The organism is Arthrobacter sp. 1088, assembly GCF_031455315.1.
Lineage (GTDB): Bacteria > Actinomycetota > Actinomycetes > Actinomycetales > Micrococcaceae > Arthrobacter.
The window spans coordinates 44,730-63,990 of sequence record NZ_JAVDSM010000014.1 but is presented as its reverse complement, the minus strand read 5'-3'; the positions used below and the strand labels follow the sequence as shown (position 1 = coordinate 63,990).

The window sequence follows — 19,261 nt, the reverse complement described above, 5'->3', positions numbered from 1 at the left end:
GGCTCCGTTTATTGGGGGGAAGCTACGGCTGTGCAGTCTCGTAGCGGTATGCCCGCTTGTGGCCGGCCCGGATGATGGGCTCCACATCGCGGATGTTGCTAATGAAATTGCCGTGGGTTGGGGCCACGGACGTGACGCCGAGTTCATCAATAAGGTGAAGGACGCGGTCATATACTGCGTCTGCGTCATTTGCGAAGCGTGCCCAATAAAGAGCACTTCCGGTGAAGAAGGCCGCATTCTCGACGGCGATGGGAACCTGCAGTTCGCCGGTGGTCAAACCGCATTCGCCCGGGAGGTGTACCGGGTCTTCGTCGTCGAGTTCGGGCCGGTGCATGTAACAGAAACCGTCGGCGGTGAAGAGCACGCCGGCTCCAGGCGCGAATCCCCATTGGGTGTTGGGCAAGTCCCGGATGAGGGCTTCCACCACCACAAACTCCTGCCCACCAAGATCCACCTTGTCCCCGGGCACCTTTGCGTGGAGATTCGGAACGATCTGCGGGTAAAACAAGTGGTAGTCGCGGATGTCGCCCACCACCTGGATGTTCGGATACTTCTCCACGAGCCTTGGCAGGTTTCCGGTGTGCGGAAGCTCAGGGTGCGTGGGGAAGACGTAGGTCAGCTCCCGTCCATCCAGCAGCTCATCCAGAGTGCTTGAAATGATCGGCCAACTGGACGGGTTACCGGTATCGACCAGGATGGACGAGTGTTCGCCCTGGACCAGGTAGGTGGAGTTATGGCCGTGGATCACGCGGTCGGCCAGGTGGAACGGGAGGCAGGAACTCATCCACGTGACGCCCTTCGCGACGCTGCGTGGGAGGTCGCTGCTCATCGTCTCTACGAGTTGTTCTTCCATGGTTCTCTCCTAAACCAACTGCGGGGTTAGCGCGTCGAGCATGAAATCGAGGTGCCGGCGAACCACGTCGCGTCCCTTGAGAACGCAGCCGCGGGAGGGTGCGATGATCTCTGGATCCAAGGTGTCGAACTTGTCCTGGAGCCACTCCCTCAGGGGCTCGCACGTGGAGCGCGGGATCCACTCGTACTTCGCATACAGGTGCCCGGCCACCTGTTCCACCGTGGTGGTGTCCTCCACTGTGGAGTCGATAATGCGCTTGCCGTCGGGCCGGTCCATAACGCCGTGCGTGAAGGTATCCGAGGTGAACAGCGTGCCCGTTTCCTGGTCCCAACCCCAGAAGGTGGGAAGGAGGCGCAGGAGGGGCGATTCCACCTGGAGCACGCGGCCGGGTGCTATCTGGATCTCGGCAGCCCTGGCCAGGGAGTCACCTTCTTCGGTTCTGTGCGCGTCGATCTGGTGGCGCCTCCCGCGCAGTGCCATCCTGCTCAGGTCATCGAAGGCATCGAAGGGGTTGATCACCCCGCCAGTGAAGAGCCGCTCGATGTCGAACCGCCCGGCGATCCGTTCGAGGTTGGACACACAGTCCATCTCGCTTCGGGTGAAGAAGATCGATACTCCCCCGCCTTCACCAATGAGCTCCGCCAGGTCGTCAAGGATCTCTTCGCTGTGGACAGCCAAACCTGAATCAACCAAAAGGCTGGAGGTTCCTTCGGCCAGGAGGTAGGCGTTCGACGGCTGGAAGCCTGTTGCACCTTGCGGAACCCAGCTCACGCGGCCGTCGAGCGGGATGTTCCCGCCAAGGACCGTCAACTTGTCTGCATGCAATGAAGTGAACATATCTTCAATCTATTGAATCTGGAGGGTTTGTCAAGGATTTTCTTTGGGCGCCTAACCCTGCTGCACGGCAGGCTCTACGACCGGCTCTGCAGCAGGGGCCGGTTTCGAGGGACGCCTAACGCCACTTTTTACGTTGTTGCGTGTCCTGGGATCCAGCAGCGTAATCAGGGTGTCCAACAGCACATAACCAAGGAGGCTGGTAGCACCCATGATCAGCACAAACCCCTGTATGACGGGTACGTCGCCCTTAAGCACCCCGTCCAATGACCAGCCACCAACACCTGGCCAGGAGAAGACACTTTCCACAATTGCCGCACCGCTCAACGCGGCGGCAAACAACAGCACCATGTAGGTCATCAAGGCTCCCCTCACGTCGCTGAGGGCGTAGCGGAACACCTGCAGCGGCTTCAGTCCGCAGGCCCTCGCAAATTCGATCTGCGGTGAGTTGAGGACTTGGAGGAGACCGGTCCTGACGGTCTTTCCAAAGGGAGCCGCAAAAAACAAGCCCATGGTGATAATCGGCAGCACTGCCCTGCTGAGGATGGATTGCATCGTCCCCCATTGCCCGGCGAGCATCGCATCCAGCGCCAAAGATCCCGTGACTTTAGGTGGCGGGATATCGGAGCTGGAAAGCATGCCCAAGGGTGCGGGGGCCAGATGGAGTTGCTGATAGAAGATAAAGAGAAGAAGGAGCGCCAGGACAAACTCCGGCATGGCCATGAGGACGGAGACCCCTGCAGTGAATGCCTTGTCTGCCACGCGCCCATATCGGTAGGCCGCAAGGGTACCCATTCCCATTCCAATGAGCAGAGCCAGCACCAGCCCAGGCACCAGATAGACAAGCGTGTTGGGCAACCGCGTCCAGATCTCGCTGGAAACCGAGCTTCCGGTGAAGAAGGAATTTCCCAGATCTCCGCTCAACGTCCGGCCAATGTAATCGAAGTAGCGGTCCCAAAAAGGCTTGTCCAAACCGAGCTGGCTATTGATCCGGGCAATATCGGTTTCAGTAGCGTACTCACCCAATAGCGCCACGGCCGGGTTACCGGGGAGCAGGGAAACCAATCCAAAGCTCAGGGTAATGAGTCCCAACAGGAGTAAAAGGGCAATAACAATACGGGAGAGGATGTACCGGATCATGCCATGGCCTCCTTGGCTCCTGGGTTGTAGGGAATGGGAGGCATTGCCGCGGACATCAGGGCCTGTGTGTAGGGCTCCTGGGGATTGGAAAGAACGTCATCCGTGGAACCTGTTTCAACGAACCGTCCGCGGTGCATGACAGCCACGCTGGTACAAAAGTGACGGACTGTATCAATGTCGTGGGAAACGAAGACATAGGTCAGGCCCCTTGCCACCTGGAGCTTGGCCAACATGCGCAGGATGGATGCTCGGATGGTCAGGTCCAGCGAGGACGTCGGTTCATCCAGGACCACCAGCGTCGGGTCAGTGACGAGGCAGCGGGCAATGCCCACCCGTTGCTGTTGCCCACCACTGAGGTTGGCGGGACGCCTGCCGAGGAAATCCTGCGACAACCCCACCTCTTCGAGCGTGTCCGTGACACGGCGCAGACGTTCGGCCCGGGAGCCATATGTCTTCGCAACGATCAGCGGCTCTTCGACGATTTGGCGGATCGTCAAACGCGGGTTCAGGGACGCGAAAGGCTCCTGGAACACAATCTGCCAGCGCCGGCGTCGTCTTCTTAGCTGTGCTTTCGACAAGTCCCGGATGTCCTCGCCCTCCAGGAGGATCGTGCCCGAATCGGCTTCAATGAGCCTGAGAATCAGGCGGCCCAGTGTGGACTTGCCGGAGCCGCTCTCGCCAATGATTCCCAAGGTTTCGCCCCGTTCGACGGCCAATGAGACTCCGTCCACCGCAGTGACGAGTTGCCCTTGGGGGCTTCGGAACGTTTTCCTGACATCCTTCAGTTCGATGATGGGCATGGTTAGGCACTCCTGGATGGAGAGAGAACGGTGGGATTCGTTGTGTCGGAAGTTTTCGGCTGCGCGCTGGCGGGCCTCTCGGCCTCCGGCTCTGCTTTGCCGGGCGCAGCGGCCTTCGGCTGCACCACTGAGTCAAGCAAGGACACGGTGTAGGGATCCTTCGGATGGACAAAAACCTCAGACACGGGACCATGTTCAACAATCCGGCCGCGGTACATCACCAGGACGCGATCGCAGTAATTGGCCACCACTCCAAGGTCATGCGTGACGATCAACATCGACCGTCCACTCCCTTTCGTCAACCGGGTGAGCGTGTCCAGTACCTGGCGCTGCACGGTGAGGTCCAGGGCCGTGGTCGGTTCATCCGCAATAACCAGACGTGGGTTGAGGTACAGCGCCATGGCGATGACGACTCGCTGAGCCATACCGCCGCTGAGTTCGTGCGCATAGCCACGCATTACCCGTTCGGGTTCGTTGACACCGGAGGAGGCCAATAAGTCCAGCGCCCGGCCACGTAATTCGGCGTCTGCCCTCAGCCCGTGGGCTTTGGCGATGTTTGCGAACTGCTTCTCGATGCGGACCACCGGATTCAACGCGCTGAAGGGGTTCTGCGCCACGAAGCCGATCTCTTTGCCACGGATATGGCGAATTTGCCGCTCCGGCAAACGGATCAGATCCTGGCCGTGGAATTCGGCAGTACCTTCCATGACGCGTCCGGGAGGCATCAGCAGCTTGATCACCGAGCGCACAACAGTGGACTTCCCTGATCCCGACTCACCCACGATGCCCACGACTTCGTTGGCGCCGACATCGAAGGAGATACCGTGCAGGGCCCGCGTTATTCCGCCGCGGGAGTGGAACTCGGTGACGAGGTCCTGTACGTGAAGTCCTGTCATCATCGTGCCCTTTCCACTCGCTCGATCTTGGTTTCGATTCCCCCGGCGATCACGTTCAGGGAACCAATCGCCAGGAGCATGGCAAGCGTGGGAAAGGCAGCAGCCCACCATTCCCCGCGAATCAGCATGCTGACGCCATCGTTGATCATTGCCCCCCACGTGGGTGTAGGCGGCTTCACGCCTACACCCAGGAAGTTCAATGCAGCAATGGTTCCGAGCGCGTTGGCAGCGGTGAGCGTTGCCTGCACCAGGACCACGCCATATGCGTTGCGGAAGATGTGGTTGAAGGCGATGCGGATCGGAGAACAACCAATCGCTGCGGCAGCCTCCACATATCGCGCGGACCGAAGTGCCAGCGCCGCAGCGCGGGAAAGTCGTACAAACCTGGGCGCAGCCACGATAGCGATCGCAAGGACCACGTCCGTCGCCCCACCACCCATCAGCTTGATGGAGACCACCGCGATCACAATGATCGGAAGGGCTGCAAATGCGTCAATGACGCGCATGATGGCATCGCCGAGCTTGCCGCTCGTTGCGAACAGGCCCAAAGGAACGCCAACTACCAGCGACAGTGCCGTGGCGGCGAGGGCAACTGGAAGGTCCAGCTTCGCAGCCTCGATGGTGCGGGAGAAAATGTCCATCCCATTTCCATCAGTGCCAAACCAATGGGTCCCGTTGGGTGCAATACCGATTGCGTCCGTATCCGGACGCAATGGGTCGTGCGGCAGTGGAGCCACCATGGCCATAAGCGGCAATCCCACAATGATGGTCACCGCGATTGCGACCATGATGGTGCTCGACCGGTTCATCAGGAGGCTCTGGCCGCGGCGGGCCCACCCCGTGACGCGGAGGCCGGGCGATGTACGCGGAAGCCCTTGAATGCTCATGGAGCCTCCTCACGAAGTCCGCGGGAGTTTGAGAGGGAGTTGTTAGGCGTGCTCGCGTTGAGCCCACTCACAATGTATTGAAGATCGTCCTGGCTTCGGACCGATGGCTGGTACATGTTCAGCTCCTGTTCGGACCTTGACGGGCGAGGGCCTCATATCAAAGTCTCATCACTTTATTGAATTTGACTGTAGCGCCAAGTGTGACGAATTGCACTCCTTTTTGGGAAAATCGCCGGATTGGCGCACTTATAGGAGCTGCAGTGCGGATTCTGCCACGCTTGCCCCTCCGTGGCCACTTGTGCCCCTGGAAGCGGCCAGAAGACAGTCTGAACCATTGACATCACCGAGAAGTGACTTCAATATAGTGAGCAAGTGCCGCTTGAGATGAAGCTGCTGGCTGTCATGCCCGCCAGCACAGATAAAAGAGGAACGGAACCTACCATGGACGACTTTCAAGAAGCAGCAGCCGCAGTTGGCACCAGGCAGCCGGCTCCCGGCCAGCCAGTAAAGTACCTCCTCCACGACGGTGAGCTGGTGGACTATGCCGATGCCCGCCTTCATGTGCTGAGCACATCACTGAAGTACGGCGTCGGGGTCTTTGAGGGCTTCCGCGCGTATTGGAGCGAGGACGACCAGCAACTGTACGCGTTCCGGGTGGCCGACCATATGAAGCGACTGATCGATTCCATGCGGGTCGTGGAAATCGACGGCCCACAGGACATCGACCAGCTCGGCGACCAGCTGCTCGGACTCATTCGCGCCAACGACCTGCGGGGCAACCTCCATATGCGGGCGCAGGTATTCGTCGATTCCAAGGATGGCAAGCCGGAAGACACGGGTCCCTCTACTGTCTTCATGGCAGCCATTCCCATGGGCAACTACTTCGGCGCAACCGGCCTGGATGTGCAAATCAGCAGTTGGGCCCGCCTCTCCGATCGGTCCATGCCGCCCAGGGTCAAGTCAATTGCCAATTACCAGAACGGGAGGCTGGCCCTGTTGGAAGCCAAGCGAAACGGCTATGACGCCGCGCTGCTTCTTACCGAAAGCGGACATGTGGCTGAAGGCGCCGGTTACAACGTCTTCATGGTCCGCCAAGGGAGGCTGTGCACTCCCCCCGTCACCGACAGCATTCTTGAAGGAATCACCCGGGACAGTGTCCTGCACCTCGCCCGGACGGAACTGGGGCTCGACGTCGACGTCCGGCCCATCGACCGCACCGAGCTGTACTCAGCTGAGGAAGTGTTTGTCTGCGGCAGTGCCGCAGAAGTAAACCACGTTGCCTCGGTTGACCGCACAACTATCGGCGACGGAACAGCCGGGGACCTCACCCGCGGCCTCCAGGACCTCTACCGGAGGGCCGTGATCGGGCAGGTCGCCCAAGACCAGAACTGGGCAATACCCGTCTACCCGTCCTGAATGGAGGCACCCATGAACGAAACGCAGACGCTGCAGGAAGTGCCGCGCGTCGGATTTGGCAACGCCTCACTATCCTTCGAGTCCGCAGCCAAACCAGAACTTACCGTCGATCAGGGCGAGCATTTCTGGCTGGATGCGCGCAGCCTGCTCACTGGTGGCCTCTTCGAGGAGACCGGGGAGTACGAGAAACTGTCCATCCCTGTCACTGGTCCGGTTGCAGTTCGCGAAGTGAACCCCGGCGATATTTTGCGAATAGACATCCACGAAATCAGGATCCACGATCGCGGTGCGATGGTGACGCTGCCGGGACGCGGCGGGTTCACCGACGGCCTGGGACGGGCAGGCCATGTAGTGGAGATCGCCAATGGCCGTGTTGTGTTCGATGAGGACACAACCATTCCTATGCGTCCCATGGTGGGGAAGATCGGAGTGGCACCTGTGGGTGCCGGCCCGAACTCCAGCACCGTGGGAATCCATGGCGGCAATATGGATTGCAAGGACGTAACTGCAGGTTCCGCCGTCGTGATCCCTGTCCAAGTAGCCGAGGCGATGCTGTACGCCGGCGACCTGCACGCGGCGCAGGGGGATGGCGAGTGCTCGCTGACCGCGGTCGAGGTCGAAGGCAGCGTGCGGCTCTCCTGCACGGTTGTTCCTGGGCCCACAATTCGAGTTGCAGACGGCATCCAGCGGCCAGTGGTCCTCAGCGGCGGTTCGGTCATAACAATCGGCGACGGCGACACCCTGGATGAGGCGGCAAGGCTCGCCTTGGACGACATGCTGGAACTGCTCCAAAGCGACAGGCAATGGTCGCGCGAAAAGACCGCGATGCTGCTGAGCGCGGCCGCGGACGTGTCCGTTTCACAACTGGTCAACGCCCGTGTCTCGGCCAAGGTCACGCTGGCCTCCCGCTATTTCAGAACTGAACCCTTCTCCTTGGAAACTCCCGACACTACGAATGCGCAGGTCCCCCATGTTTGATCTCCTCCTGACCAATGGGTTGGTAGTCACGCCCTCCGGAGCCAGCAAGCTGGATATTGGTATTTCCGATGGCAAGATCGTCTCGCTTCGCGCACCGGGCGCGGGCGCACCCGACGAAGCCCGGGAGACGGTGGACCTTAAGGGTCAGCTCGTGGTGCCCGGCGGCGTGGACCCACACGTCCACACGAATTCCGTCCTTCCAACCGCTGCCGAGAGCGGCATCATGTGCTTCGGACCGGACCGCGTCAGCGAGGGCGCCATTTACGGCGGGACCACCACGCTTGTTGATTTCGCTCATTGGAAGCCCGGTGACGAACTGTCCGAATCGTTCGCGCGGAAGTCTGCCGAGTGGGCCGGCTCTACCTACACCGACTACGCGCTGCATGGGACGTTCAAGGAACCCGAAATTCCCTTCGAAGTTTTGGAGCAGATTCCTGACGCCGTGGCAGGCGGCCACGGCAGTTACAAGGTGTGGATGACGAATACGACGCCGACGCGGCCGAAACAGAAAACTGACTTGGGCAACATGTGGGGGCTGATGGAGCAGACGGCTGCCGCCGGCGCGATGCTCGCTGTGCACGCCGAAGACGACGACATCGTCATGTACTCCTACAAGAAGTTGCAGCGGGAGGGCAAGACCGGCATCGAGTACATGCATCACGCACACAACAACCTGTCCGAGAAACTTTCATTTCAGCGGGCGATTACGCTTGCCCAGCACGTAGGTGCACCCATCTACCTGATGCACGTCAGTGCGCGCGAAGGCGTGGACGCCATTCGCGAGGCCCGCGGACGTGGCCAGGCTGTATACGGAGAGATCCTTCCCCACTACGCCTATTTCACAGCGGACGACTACCGGCAGAAGAACGGCGCGATTTATCACACGTACCCGTCTCTGAAGTCCGAGGATGACCGTGACTCGATGTGGGAATCGCTGCTCAATGGCTCGCTCAGCACCCTGGCCACGGATGGAGTGTGCACCGATCTGGACGTCAAAACGCGTGGCAAGACTATATTCGATGCCACCGGTGGCCATGCCGGGGTGGAAATGCGGATGGCCGTGGCCTACACCGAGGGCGTCGCAAAGCGTGGCCTGGACCTGACGCGTTTCGTCGATATAACGTCTGCGAATGCGGCGAAGATCCTTGGCCTCTATCCACAGAAGGGCGTCATCTCGATTGGCAGCGATGCTGACCTGGCAGTCCTTGATACCAGTGCGGAACGCCAAATTACGGCCTCGGATCTTCACGAGGCAGACTACACACCCTGGGAGGGCTACAAAGTTGCGGCGTGGCCGAGCATGACCGTGCTCCGCGGAACAATCATGGTGAAGGACCGGAAGCTACTCAAGGGTCCCGGAGGTTCCCTGCTCAAACAACGCGTGTCCAGCGACGTGCTCAACCGGCCGGCTTGCTGACTGCCCCGCAAGGATAGGCTGAAGCCCTGCCCGCTGGCCGAGGAACGGGCAGGGCTCCGGCCGCTACGACACCAGCGCGCGATACTTTGCCCGTCGCTGCTGGAGCCCGGGGGCACCCCGCCGGGCAAGGCCTTGGAGCTCGACGGCGATCACGTCACCTATGCGGCGGCAGAAATCAACGGGTTCTTCCGCGGCATCGGGATTCTCCTCCACCACCACGTCTACCACTCCGCTGGCTGCGAGCGCGGCAGCCGTGATGCCCTGGCTCTCCGCGAGTGCCTGTGCGTGCGAAACGGTCCGGTGCACGATGGCGCTGGCACCCTCCGGCGGCAGCGGTGCGAGCCAGGCGTTCCGGGCAGCGATGGTCCGGTCGGCGGGCAGCAGTGCCAGTGCCCCTCCTCCGGTACCTTGGCCCATCATGACCGATAACGTTGGCGTTCCGAGGCCCAACAGGTCATAGAGGGACCGGGCAATTTCGGTGGCCAGCCCACCCTCTTCGGCTTCCTTCGACAGTGCGGCACCTGCAGTGTCGATGATCGTGACGAGCGGCAGGTTCAGTTCCTCGGCGAGCCGCATGCCACGCCGCGCGTCCCTCAAGGAGGCGGGACCCATCGCTACGGGCCTGTCAGCAGCAGCTGCATCCGAGCTGGTGCGGTGATGCCCCACCACCACACAGGAGGTCCCGCCAAAGCTGGCCAGCGCCACGAGCATTCCGTGGTCCTTGGTGCCATCGCCCGCACCGCGCAGCAGCACCACACCGTCCGCGGTCTCCCGGAGAAGCTCACCCGGAGACGGCCTGAGCGGATCCCTTGAGCGCAGCACGGACTCCCACGCGCCTACGTCCGAGGTCACTGCAGCCCCAGCATCCCGGGACGTGGCTGGGGCGTCCGCGCTGAGTAGGGAGGCAGCCATCGGGGTCACGGCAACGTTAGGACGCAACAGGTCCAGAACACGCCCAAAGTAATCGCGCAGTCCTTCAGCGGGAACCACGGCGTCCACCAGGCCGTGATCGAACAGGTTCTCGGCGGTCTGCACTCCTGAAGGGAACTGCTCGCCATGCAGGGCCTCGTACACGCGCGGTCCGAGAAAGCCCAGGAGCGCACTCGGCTCAGCCGCGGTGACGTGCCCCAACGAACCCCACGACGCCATGACGCCCCCGGTGGTCGGGTGCCGCAGGTACACAAGATACGGCAGTCCTGCTGATCGATGTGCCTGGACGGCCGCCACAATCTCCACCATGGCCAGGAACGCACTGGTTCCCTCTTGCATGCGGGTCCCGCCCGACGCCGGCATGGCCACGAGCGGGAGGCCCAGATCCGTTGCACGTTCGACGGCGGCTACGAGCCTTTGCGCCGCGTCTCGCCCGATCGAGCCGGCCAGGAAGGCAAAGTCAGATGCGACAACCACCACGCGGTGGTTGCGTATCCGGCCTTCGCCCGTGAGGACGGACTCATCACTGCCGGACTTCTCGTGCGCCGCTTCCAGGTCGGCAGCGTAGTCAGCGGACACAGCATCAGCCGAACCCGAGGAACCCTGCGCGCCACGAACCGGACGATCCCACGAAACGAAAGTCCCGGCGTCGAGCGTTTCCTCCAGCAGCTCCCGGACCCCAAGCCGACGGCGGGTGGCAGTTGTCGCCATTCAGCCCACCTCCCCGGCGGCGAGCCATTCGCGGATTCCGTCGCCGTGCTGGTTGAGCAGCGGCGGCGCGGTGTGGGCACGGCGCGTGGACTCAGCGCCGTCGGCGTTGTCGAAGAAGCGCAATGGAGGCCCCGGCAAAGTGACGGGCCCCAGAACGGGGTGTTCGACGTCCACCAGCAGTCCTTGCGAGGTAAGCTGCGGCCACTCGTAGACTTCCTTGAGTGTCCGGACTTTCCCGGCCGGAATGCCTGCGTCGCTGAGCTTGGCGAGGAGTGGCTCGGCGTCGTAATCGGCGAAGGCAGCCTCCACAACGTCGATGACACGGGAGCGGTTTCGGACCCGGTCCGCGTTCGTGGCCAGGCCAGGAGCGTAGGGGTCGATTCCAAAGGCGGCAGCAAACGCCGCCCACAGCTTCTCGCTCCCAACGCTGATCTGGACACTGCCACCCCGGCAGCGGAAGAGCCCGTACGGCGCAATGGACGGGTGATGGTTTCCCTGCGCTTCCGGGGCTTCACCGGCAACGGTGACCTTGGTGCCCTGGAAGGCGTGGACACCCACAAGGGACGCAAGCAGCGACGTCCGCACCACTTGCCCGCGGCCCGTATGCTCCCGTTCCAACAAAGCAGCCACCACGCCATACGCACCGTACATCCCGGACAGGAGATCGGCGATCGGCACACCCACCCGCTGTGGATCATTGGGCCCGGAACCGGTGAGGGACATGAGCCCGGCTTCGCCCTGCAGGATCTGGTCATAGCCGCTGCGGTGCGATTCAGGACCGTCATGGCCGAAACCTGTGATGGAGAGGATCACCAAGCGCGGGTTGATGCGGTGCATGGCGTCGGTGCTGAAGCCGAGCCGTTCCAGAACCCCTGGCCGGAAGTTTTCCACCACGACGTCGGCGCGCTCCAACAGTTGACGGAGGACGGTCCGGCCGTCCTCGCTCTTGAGGTCCAGCGTGAGGGATTCCTTGTTGCGGTTGCAGGACAGGAAGTACGTAGCTTGCGGATCGTCCTCCGGACCCACGAACGGCGGACCCCACCCGCGCGTATCGTCTCCCGTACCCGGGTTTTCAATCTTGATGACCCGCGCCCCAAGATCGCCCATCATCATGGCGGCGTGCGGACCGGCAAGTGCCCGGCTGAGGTCCACCACGAGCCTGCCGGCGAGCGGGCCTTGGGCTGATTGCAGGTTTGGGCTTACCGACGGCGGTGCGTCTGTGGCGCTTTGTGGTTGGGTCAAAGAATCTGTCAGAGCTGAAGTCATGGGAATGTCCTTGAAATTCTCAGTTGCCCAGCCGGGACATCAGCACGGCGACGGCGGCCGAGACGCCTCCGGCCAAGGAGCCTTCCAGCTCGGGGGCGAAGAACGGCGAGTGGTTGACGGGGATGGGACCGGGGCCCTCGTGCCCGGCTGCAGGAATTCCGCCGAACATCCAGAACACGGACGGCACTCCGATCGCCGTTCCCAGGTGCCCGAAGTCTTCGCTGCCCATCATCGGAGGGGTGATTTCCACCGACTCAGTCCCCAGCTGAGCGCGCAGTGCCTCGATCACGGCAGGAACGGCGTCCGGATCGTTGAAGCATTGCGGGAAGCGGTACATCTCCTCGATCTCAGGCTTCGGCGCGCCGGATGCGGCAGCCTCGGCCTCGATGATGCGACGGACAGCGGACAAGACAAGTCCGCGGACGTCCTCGTCGAACGTGCGGATGTTCAAAGTGAACTCCGCCGACGCCGGGATGATGTTCTCCTTGAGCCCGGCATGAAAGGTACCGACCGTTACGACGGCGGACTTCCGCGGGTCCAGCTCGCGGGACACAATCCCCTGGAGCCGGGTGACCATGTGCGCGGCCATAACGATTGGATCGATGGCATCCTGCGGCTGGGAGCCATGCGACTGCTGGCCGTGAACCGTGACGCGGAGTGAATCGGCCATGGCCGCCACGGGACCGCTTGAAATGGCGACCGTTCGCACAGGGCGCGGCATGACATGCTGCCCGAAGACCACTTCCGGCCGGGGAGCCTTGTCCCACAGCCCGTCGTCGAGCATCGCAAGTGCGCCTGCCGCGGTCTCCTCCCCCGGTTGGAAAATCAAGACCAGGGTCCCGGACCAGGCATCCCGGTTCCCTGCCAGCACCTCGGCGGCACCGAGCAGGCTGGCCACGTGCGTGTCGTGGCCACAGCCGTGCATTACCGGAACCGACGTGCCGTCCGGCAGCGTTCCGGTGTCAGTGCTGGCGTAATCCAGCCCGGTGGCTTCCTCGATGGGCAGGCCATCGGAGTCCGCACGGAAGGCAACCACAGGACCGTCGCCGTTCCTGAGGATTCCCGCCACCCCTGTGCCACCGCAGCGGAAATGCTCAATGCCCAGTGCGTCCAACTGCTCCTCGATCAGTGCGGCGGTGGCGAACTCCTGCATGGACAGTTCCGGATGCGCGTGAAGGCGCCGGTACAACGAGTGGAGCTTGGTTGTCTGTTCGCTGTCGAGCTGAAGTGCGGTAGCTGTTTGGGTCATGGTCCTGTCTTCCTTGTTTTTCAGTCGGGAGTTGTTTCGGGCGTGGCCGCTACTCGATGTGGATCGGCTTGGCCTCCATGACCTGCTTTCCGCGGAAGAACCACGCCAGCAGGATGGTTCCCAGCACGGCGATGGCGGTGGACACCATGGCCAGCGACGGCGCCAAGGGGAGCACCACGAAGACGACGACCGCCGAGACCAGGAGCGCGAAGACCGTGGTGCGGGGCTGCTTCATGGACACGATGGCCTGCACCAGGACTGCACCAAGAACCGTGGGCAGAACATACAGGCGGGTCACGAGAAGTACAGACGGCGGAATGACGCTGATCAGCCAGCTGCCCAACAGCCCGACGAAGATCGCGAGGGAGATCAGGTGGACTGCGGCAGCACCGCAGATAGCGACGACGGCGGCAAGCTCCGCACGCTTACTGCCCGGCTTGGCGCCGATGTTGGTTTGGGCGATCAAGGCCGCCGGCAGGAGCTTGTTGGAGATGTTGCCGATCATGAAGGCCTGGTACATGGCCGCTGGCCCGAGGATCGGGAAGTACGTGAGCGGCTCAACGATCCAGATGATGCCGAACGTTGCGGCGACGGCTGCGAAAGCGATCCAGAGTTGGGCAGGGCCGATGTCGAGGCCGCTGGCAAAGACCAGATACAGCGGCCCGGCGATGGAGATCAGCAATCCGCCGATCATGGTGATCTGTCCCCAGCGGGACGTGGTGCGGTTGAAGTCCGTCATGGCGGTATTGGTGCGGGCGGGAGCGGAAGTAATGGAAGACATGAGGGGTGTTCCTTTCGTGCTCAGTGGTCTGGCTGCAGGGCGGGAGTCGGGGTCAGGTGCTGGCGCCGTGCGCTCAGGCACCGACGGCCGGACCGACGGCGAGGTAGGCAGCGCCCAAGCCGATGACGATTGAGAATCCCAGTCCCCATTCGCGCAGCCAGCTCTTGCCGAGCTTCTTGGCCAACAGCAGGCAAATACCCATGACCGCCGCCGAGACAACGAAGGACAGGACGTGGATTCCGGATTTCGGCAGCTCGGTGAGTCCCAGGCAGGAGAACGCGCCGATCAGGGCGGCTGCCGGGACGATCGCCATGGCCGCCGGATTCACGGAACGGATCTTGGCGTCGCCCTTGCGGAGCAGCGGGGTCAGGATCAGGGTGGCAAGCATCCACATGGCGCCGCCGATGCTCATGGCGAAGAACGCGACCGCGAAGACGCTCTGCGTGTAACTGGCGTCGCCGAGTTTTGCTCCCATTGAACCGGCGGCGATGCCGGCTGCGGATACGTCGTAGGCGGCCGATCCGATCAGGCCAATCCTGGACAGGACAGCCGGCGCGCCAAAGAGCCCCAACAGGGCAATGGCCACGAGTGAAACGGCGAGTGAGGGTCCGATGGCCGAAACGGCTCCGGAGCGGAACGACGTCTTGATGTCCTGTGCGCTCATGTTCACGGAGGGAGCTGCGCGGCGGGCTGCCTTCATGAAAATGAGGGACTGGATGATGATGACGCCGAAGACGCCGGCAACGCAGATCCACAGGACGGGGTTGTTCGCGGTGGACAGGATGTCGGTTGAGCCGTTCGCGGCGAATGGTTGGAGTGCGAGGGATTGAAGTGCCAGGGGTTGATACATGGGGAACCTCCGGTTGGTGCCCGGCGCCAGTCCGCGGTCGACGTCCTTGTCCGGTAGGTACTGCGCTAAGGGCAAATCCTTGCCCAACGACCAGATCGGCCAGTGGGTTAGCAACACCTTCCGCCATGAGCCGGATCACACACAATAGCTGACGGAATCAGCCATTTGATTGGCCGAAACAGTCAAACGAGGCCTCCTTGAAAGCTCCGACTTCCGCACCCTGATGTGACGGGGCACACTTTCAGGCAGAGAACACCCAGCAAAGGAGCACCATGACTGACACCATTGGCGAGCTGTCCGCCGTCGAACTCGCCGCCGCCATCCGGGACAAGAAGGTCTCGGCACGCGAAGCCCTGGCAGCCCATCTGGAGCGGATCGCCCAGGTGAACCCCGTCATCAACGCCGTGGTCACACTCGACCCGGAGGGAGCGGAGAACCTGGCACACCAGGCCGACCAGCTCACCGCCTCCGGTGCCGAACTCCCGCCCCTCCACGGCCTCCCCATGACGCATAAGGACACCAACAACACCGCCGGGATGCGCACCACCCAGGGGTCCCTCGCCTTGCGCGACTTCATTCCCGACGCCGACGATCTGATCGTGGCGCGATTGAAGGCGGCCGGGGTGGTCAGCACCGGAAAATCCAATGTCCCCGAGTTCGGAGCGGGGTCCCACACCTTCAACGAGCTCTTCGGCACCACCACCAACCCCTACGCGCCCACCCTGAGCGCGGGCGGCAGCAGCGGCGGAGTAGCCGCCGTCGTCGCGTCCCGCGTCCAGAGCATCGGCGACGGCAGCGACATGGGTGGTTCGCTTCGCATCCCGGCTTCCTTCTGCAATGTGGTTGGCTTCAGGCCGTCGACGGCGGTAATCCCCATGCCCTCCGACGTCAACGCGTACGCATGGCTGGGACGGACCGGGCCGATGGCCCGAAGCGTGGAAGACATTGCACTGTTCATGTCCGTGACCGCCGGCAAGGACCCCCGCGTTCCCCATCCGGCAGGCCTTGATCCGCAGGTATTCCGGTCCGGGCTGGAGACCGACATGCGCGGAGTGCGCATTGGCTGGTCACGGGACTTCGGGATTGGCGTACCCGTGGAGCCGGAAATTCTTGATCATCTTGAGCGGCAGCTGGCAGTTTTCGAGAAGCTGGGAGCGATCGTGGAAGAGGCCACACCGGATTTCAGCGAGGCCGACCTGGTATTCGGCAACACGCGGGCCATGGACTTTGCCGCCGGGCTTGGCCCGATCCTGGAACGCGCCGGGGATGTCATCAAGCCGGAAGTCCATTGGAATGTGAACAAGGGCCTGGCTTTAACTGCCCGCGATCTCATCGAAACCGCAGCAGCCCGGTCCCGGCTTGAAAAGAGCGTGCAGGAGTTCTTCGGGCGCTACGATCTCTTCGCCACCCCCTGCGCCCAGGTCCTGCCTTTTGATGCGACGCTCCGCTACCCCGCAGAGGTCGCCGGCGCGGCCTCCGAAACCTACCTGGACTGGATGCGCTCCGCCTGCCTGTTATCCGCCACAGGCTTGCCCGTCCTCAGCGTGCCCGCCGGGTTCAGCTCCGCCGGCCTGCCCATTGGCCTCCAGCTCGCCAGTAACCACTACACGGATATGCAGCTGCTCCGGTGGGGCCGCGCCTTCGAGCAGCAGACGGGGTACGCCGCCGTCGCTCCTGTCCTTGAGGCCGGGTCGAATGCTTCAACGGGCACTGCAACCCTTACGACGACGGCCGCATGAGCCGTCCGCCGCGCTTACGGGCATCAAGCAGGATGGAGACGTCGACGCCTGAAGCATACTGCGCCCAATCCGAGCCCGTGATGAAGCGGTAGAGGGAGGACATGTCCCCCACGGTCACGTCCGCAACGAGTTGGTAGTCGCCTGCGATCGCGGCTGCGTAGCGAACCACGGGAAGCTCCGCCAGGCCTTTGCCGAGCTGCTCAACGTGTTGCGGCGAAGCCCGGATCCAAAGCAACGCCTCTACTGCCAACCCAAAGGACGCGGGTTCAACCACCGCCCGGAGTTGGACCTGGTTGTTGGCCAGAAGCCACTCGCTGCGGCGCCTGGCAGTAGCCTCGGAGACGCCGACCCGCCGCCCGAGTGCCTCGAAACTCATCCGCCCATCCGCACACAACGCGTCCACCAGTTCAGTGTCCTGGCGGTTCAGTTCCTGCAGGGGCTCCAGGATGCCTGAGTCGGACGTCAAACCCGAGCGAAGCGCTTCCGCCCTGTCCGTGGTCAGGATCTCGGGCCGCCAGCCCCGGATCGTCCGGAAGTAGCGCAATACAGGGTAGCTGGTGGAGTCGCGCAGGCCGATGGTTGAGGGCAACTCATCGGAGAGGACATCGCCCATGCGGTTTGGTTCGGTGAGGATTTCGGCAACGCAATCGCCGGTGCCCGTGGTGGTGTAAACGAACGTGGTGTCGGTGCGCTGCGCGAGTGCTTGGGCTGCCGCCCGCACTGTTCCCGGGGTGCAGCGCATCTCCACGAGGACTGCAGTCGGCCTGGGGCGCACCCCCACCACGGCGACGGCCCCGGATTCCAAGAGCTGCGATCCCCGGCGGGCCACCGTCCGCTCAGCTTCACCGAGCACAGCCGCCATCTTGCGCCAAGGACAGCGCGGATCCAGTTGGAGGGCAGCGACAATCTGCCGTTCCAATGCGTCAAACACCACCATGCGAACTCCGTCCCTTGCGTCGCTCAATTTCACCACGGACTCTAGGTTCACCACGGACTTCGGGGCGCTTCGCCCCGGTGGCGAGTACCGGCGTCGGGCGTTAACGGCGAGTGCCCCACCCCAGGTCGGGGCGGGGCACGTGCTTAGGCTTCGGCTTTAGGCGAAGTCGGAGACTGCCGGGTCGGGGCCGATGCGGCCTTCGGCACCGCGGTCCAAGCCATTGATGGCCTCGACGTCGGCGTCGTCCAGCTTCACGCCCAAGGCGGCGAAGTTCTCCTGGATACGGGATTCCGTAACGGACTTGGGGATCACGACGTTGCCGATGGCCAAGTGCCAGGCGATGACTACCTGGGCCGGGGTGGCGCCATGCTTGGCTGCGATTTCGGCCACCGTGGCATTCTCCAACAGTTCCCCACCTTGTCCCAGCGGTGACCAAGCCTGCGTCAGGATGCCCTTGGAGGCGTTGAAGGCGCGCAGTTCGGCCTGGTTAAAGAACGGGTGCAGTTCCACCTGGTTGATGGCCGGGACAACTCCGGTTTCATCGATGATGCGCTGCAGTCCCTCAACGGTGAAGTTGGAAACACCGATGGACTTGACCCGGCCGCGCTTCTTGAGTTCGATCAGGGCCTTCCAGGTGTCCACGAACTTGTCCTGCTTGGGCTGCTGCCAGTGGATGAGGTAGAGATCCAGTGTCTCAATGCCCAGGCGGTCCATGGATTCTTCGAACGCGGCAAGCGTGGACTCGTAGCCTTGATTGGCGTTCCAGAGCTTGGTGGTGATGAAGATTTCTTCGGCGGAAAGGCCAGAGGAAGCAATGGCGCGGCCCACTCCAGACTCGTTCCCGTAAATCTTTGCGGTGTCGATGTGGCGGAAGCCCGCTTCGAACGCCTGGCGCACAACTTTTTCGGCTACGTCGTCTTCAACTTGCCACACCCCGTAGCCGAGCTGGGGAATGGTGTTGCCGTCGTTGAAAGTAAGTGTTGGTGACGAAGTCATGTTTGTCATCCTGCCAGCATTGCGTTGCCTGAGGCACCAAATATTACAGAGATCAGCTATCCGCTTAACTGCTTGCAATCTGTAAATATAGGCGTGCGCCAGTATTTGCACACGCTTGCTTTATTGAACCTCTGGAGCCCGCAGTTGGCGTTCAGCGTCGGCAACCTGCTCGAAGACTGACTCCGCCCGGCGCCTGACAGACAATGCACCCACAGGGACGGGGCCAACGGCCAGCCGAAGCATGGCCGCTGCCTCGGCCGTGGTGGCCAAGGAATTCCCAGCCTTGGAAAGAGCGCGGTGAACACCGGCTAGAGAACCAGGAACGTCCAAGCCATCGCTCGGGGCCCTCTTTTGGGCTTCCACGCAGATGGTTCTCACACGAGGAGACAACTCGGCCAGCTCATTCGCGATCTCCACGAGCTCGTTGTAAAGCTGGTCGTCGTCGACACCCTCAAGGACCTGATGGTACCGGTCCAATCCGCGGTGAAAGCGATCGTGGGCGCGGCGCCAGAGCCCCTTACCCAGCTCAAGATCGTCCTTCCGCCCTTGCCGGACGACCCCAAAGAAACCCACTGTCAAGC

Annotated in this window: 18 protein-coding genes; 4 read left to right on the top strand and 14 right to left on the bottom strand. The window is 62.5% G+C overall.

The window, feature by feature from the left end; genetic code table 11:
- Nucleotides 1–22: 22 nt before the first annotated feature.
- From J2Y41_RS19605 to J2Y41_RS19580, 6 genes are read right to left on the bottom strand one after another with little or no spacing between them, the layout of a single operon-like run.
- Nucleotides 23–853 (bottom strand): MBL fold metallo-hydrolase, encoded by an 831-nt coding sequence (locus tag J2Y41_RS19605; protein WP_224094444.1) that lies wholly within the window; start codon nt 851–853, stop codon nt 23–25.
- 9 nt (nt 854–862) lie between these two features.
- Nucleotides 863–1,690 carry a hypothetical protein gene (locus J2Y41_RS19600; RefSeq protein WP_309931008.1) on the bottom strand — a complete coding sequence of 276 codons (828 nt, stop codon included), beginning with the start codon at nt 1,688–1,690 and terminating at the stop codon, nt 863–865.
- A 51-nt stretch (nt 1,691–1,741) separates the two neighbouring features.
- A complete protein-coding gene (locus J2Y41_RS19595) occupies nt 1,742–2,827 on the bottom strand; it encodes an ABC transporter permease (RefSeq protein ID WP_309931005.1) in 1,086 nt (361 codons plus the stop codon).
- A complete protein-coding gene (locus J2Y41_RS19590; RefSeq protein ID WP_309931003.1) occupies nt 2,824–3,627 on the bottom strand; it encodes an ATP-binding cassette domain-containing protein in 804 nt (267 codons plus the stop codon). The genes J2Y41_RS19595 and J2Y41_RS19590 overlap by 4 nt, the downstream gene beginning before the upstream one ends.
- 2 nt (nt 3,628–3,629) lie before the next feature.
- Nucleotides 3,630–4,526, bottom strand: a complete 897-nt coding sequence (locus J2Y41_RS19585; RefSeq protein WP_309931001.1) for an ABC transporter ATP-binding protein — start codon at nt 4,524–4,526, stop codon at nt 3,630–3,632.
- Nucleotides 4,523–5,410: an ABC transporter permease gene (locus tag J2Y41_RS19580; RefSeq protein WP_224094439.1), complete on the bottom strand. Its 888-nt coding sequence runs from the start codon at nt 5,408–5,410 to the stop codon at nt 4,523–4,525. Before J2Y41_RS19580 ends, J2Y41_RS19585 begins: the two co-directional genes overlap by 4 nt.
- A 441-nt stretch (nt 5,411–5,851) precedes the next feature.
- Here J2Y41_RS19580 and J2Y41_RS19575 point away from each other — a divergent pair, with 441 nt between their 5' ends.
- From J2Y41_RS19575 to J2Y41_RS19565, 3 genes are read left to right on the top strand one after another with little or no spacing between them, the layout of a single operon-like run.
- Entirely contained in the window at nt 5,852–6,826 is a 975-nt protein-coding gene (locus J2Y41_RS19575) for a branched-chain amino acid transaminase (protein ID WP_309930999.1), read from the top strand.
- Between the two features lie 12 nt (nt 6,827–6,838).
- Complete coding sequence (locus J2Y41_RS19570; protein WP_309930997.1) at nt 6,839–7,804, top strand: acetamidase/formamidase family protein; 966 nt, start codon at nt 6,839–6,841, stop codon at nt 7,802–7,804.
- On the top strand, nt 7,797–9,221 hold the full coding sequence (locus tag J2Y41_RS19565; protein WP_224166482.1) for an amidohydrolase family protein: 1,425 nt from the start codon (nt 7,797–7,799) through the stop codon (nt 9,219–9,221). Before J2Y41_RS19570 ends, J2Y41_RS19565 begins: the two co-directional genes overlap by 8 nt.
- 63 nt (nt 9,222–9,284) lie before the next feature.
- Here the strand turns inward: J2Y41_RS19565 and J2Y41_RS19560 are convergent, their stop codons facing one another.
- The 5 genes from J2Y41_RS19560 to J2Y41_RS19540 form a co-directional block, all read right to left on the bottom strand.
- Nucleotides 9,285–10,862, bottom strand: a complete 1,578-nt coding sequence (locus J2Y41_RS19560; protein ID WP_309930992.1) for a carboxyl transferase domain-containing protein — start codon at nt 10,860–10,862, stop codon at nt 9,285–9,287.
- The gene (locus tag J2Y41_RS19555) at nt 10,863–12,128 is read right to left on the bottom strand and encodes a CoA transferase (protein ID WP_309930990.1); all 1,266 of its coding nucleotides are present in this window, start codon (nt 12,126–12,128) and stop codon (nt 10,863–10,865) included. It lies immediately after the preceding gene.
- A gap of 19 nt (nt 12,129–12,147) precedes the next feature.
- The gene (locus tag J2Y41_RS19550) at nt 12,148–13,377 is read right to left on the bottom strand and encodes an amidohydrolase (RefSeq protein WP_309930988.1); all 1,230 of its coding nucleotides are present in this window, start codon (nt 13,375–13,377) and stop codon (nt 12,148–12,150) included.
- A 49-nt stretch (nt 13,378–13,426) separates the two neighbouring features.
- The gene (locus J2Y41_RS19545) at nt 13,427–14,158 is read right to left on the bottom strand and encodes a hypothetical protein (RefSeq protein WP_309930986.1); all 732 of its coding nucleotides are present in this window, start codon (nt 14,156–14,158) and stop codon (nt 13,427–13,429) included.
- A 73-nt stretch (nt 14,159–14,231) separates the two neighbouring features.
- On the bottom strand, nt 14,232–15,008 hold the full coding sequence (locus J2Y41_RS19540; RefSeq protein ID WP_224094431.1) for a DUF5058 family protein: 777 nt from the start codon (nt 15,006–15,008) through the stop codon (nt 14,232–14,234).
- A 272-nt stretch (nt 15,009–15,280) separates the two neighbouring features.
- On the opposite strand from J2Y41_RS19540, the gene J2Y41_RS19535 reads away from it, so the two are divergent.
- Nucleotides 15,281–16,747: an amidase gene (locus J2Y41_RS19535; protein WP_309930984.1), complete on the top strand. Its 1,467-nt coding sequence runs from the start codon at nt 15,281–15,283 to the stop codon at nt 16,745–16,747.
- On the opposite strand, the gene J2Y41_RS19530 is transcribed toward J2Y41_RS19535, so the two are convergent.
- From J2Y41_RS19530 to J2Y41_RS19520, 3 genes are all read right to left on the bottom strand, one after another.
- Nucleotides 16,728–17,684, bottom strand: coding sequence for an AsnC family transcriptional regulator (locus tag J2Y41_RS19530; RefSeq protein ID WP_224094427.1), 957 nt, complete (start codon nt 17,682–17,684; stop codon nt 16,728–16,730). The genes J2Y41_RS19535 and J2Y41_RS19530 overlap by 20 nt on opposite strands.
- Nucleotides 17,685–17,840: 156 nt before the next feature.
- Nucleotides 17,841–18,680 (bottom strand): aldo/keto reductase, encoded by an 840-nt coding sequence (locus tag J2Y41_RS19525; protein ID WP_309930982.1) that lies wholly within the window; start codon nt 18,678–18,680, stop codon nt 17,841–17,843.
- 120 nt (nt 18,681–18,800) lie between these two features.
- Nucleotides 18,801–19,253: a hypothetical protein gene (locus tag J2Y41_RS19520; protein WP_309930980.1), complete on the bottom strand. Its 453-nt coding sequence runs from the start codon at nt 19,251–19,253 to the stop codon at nt 18,801–18,803.
- Nucleotides 19,254–19,261 lie beyond the last annotated feature (8 nt).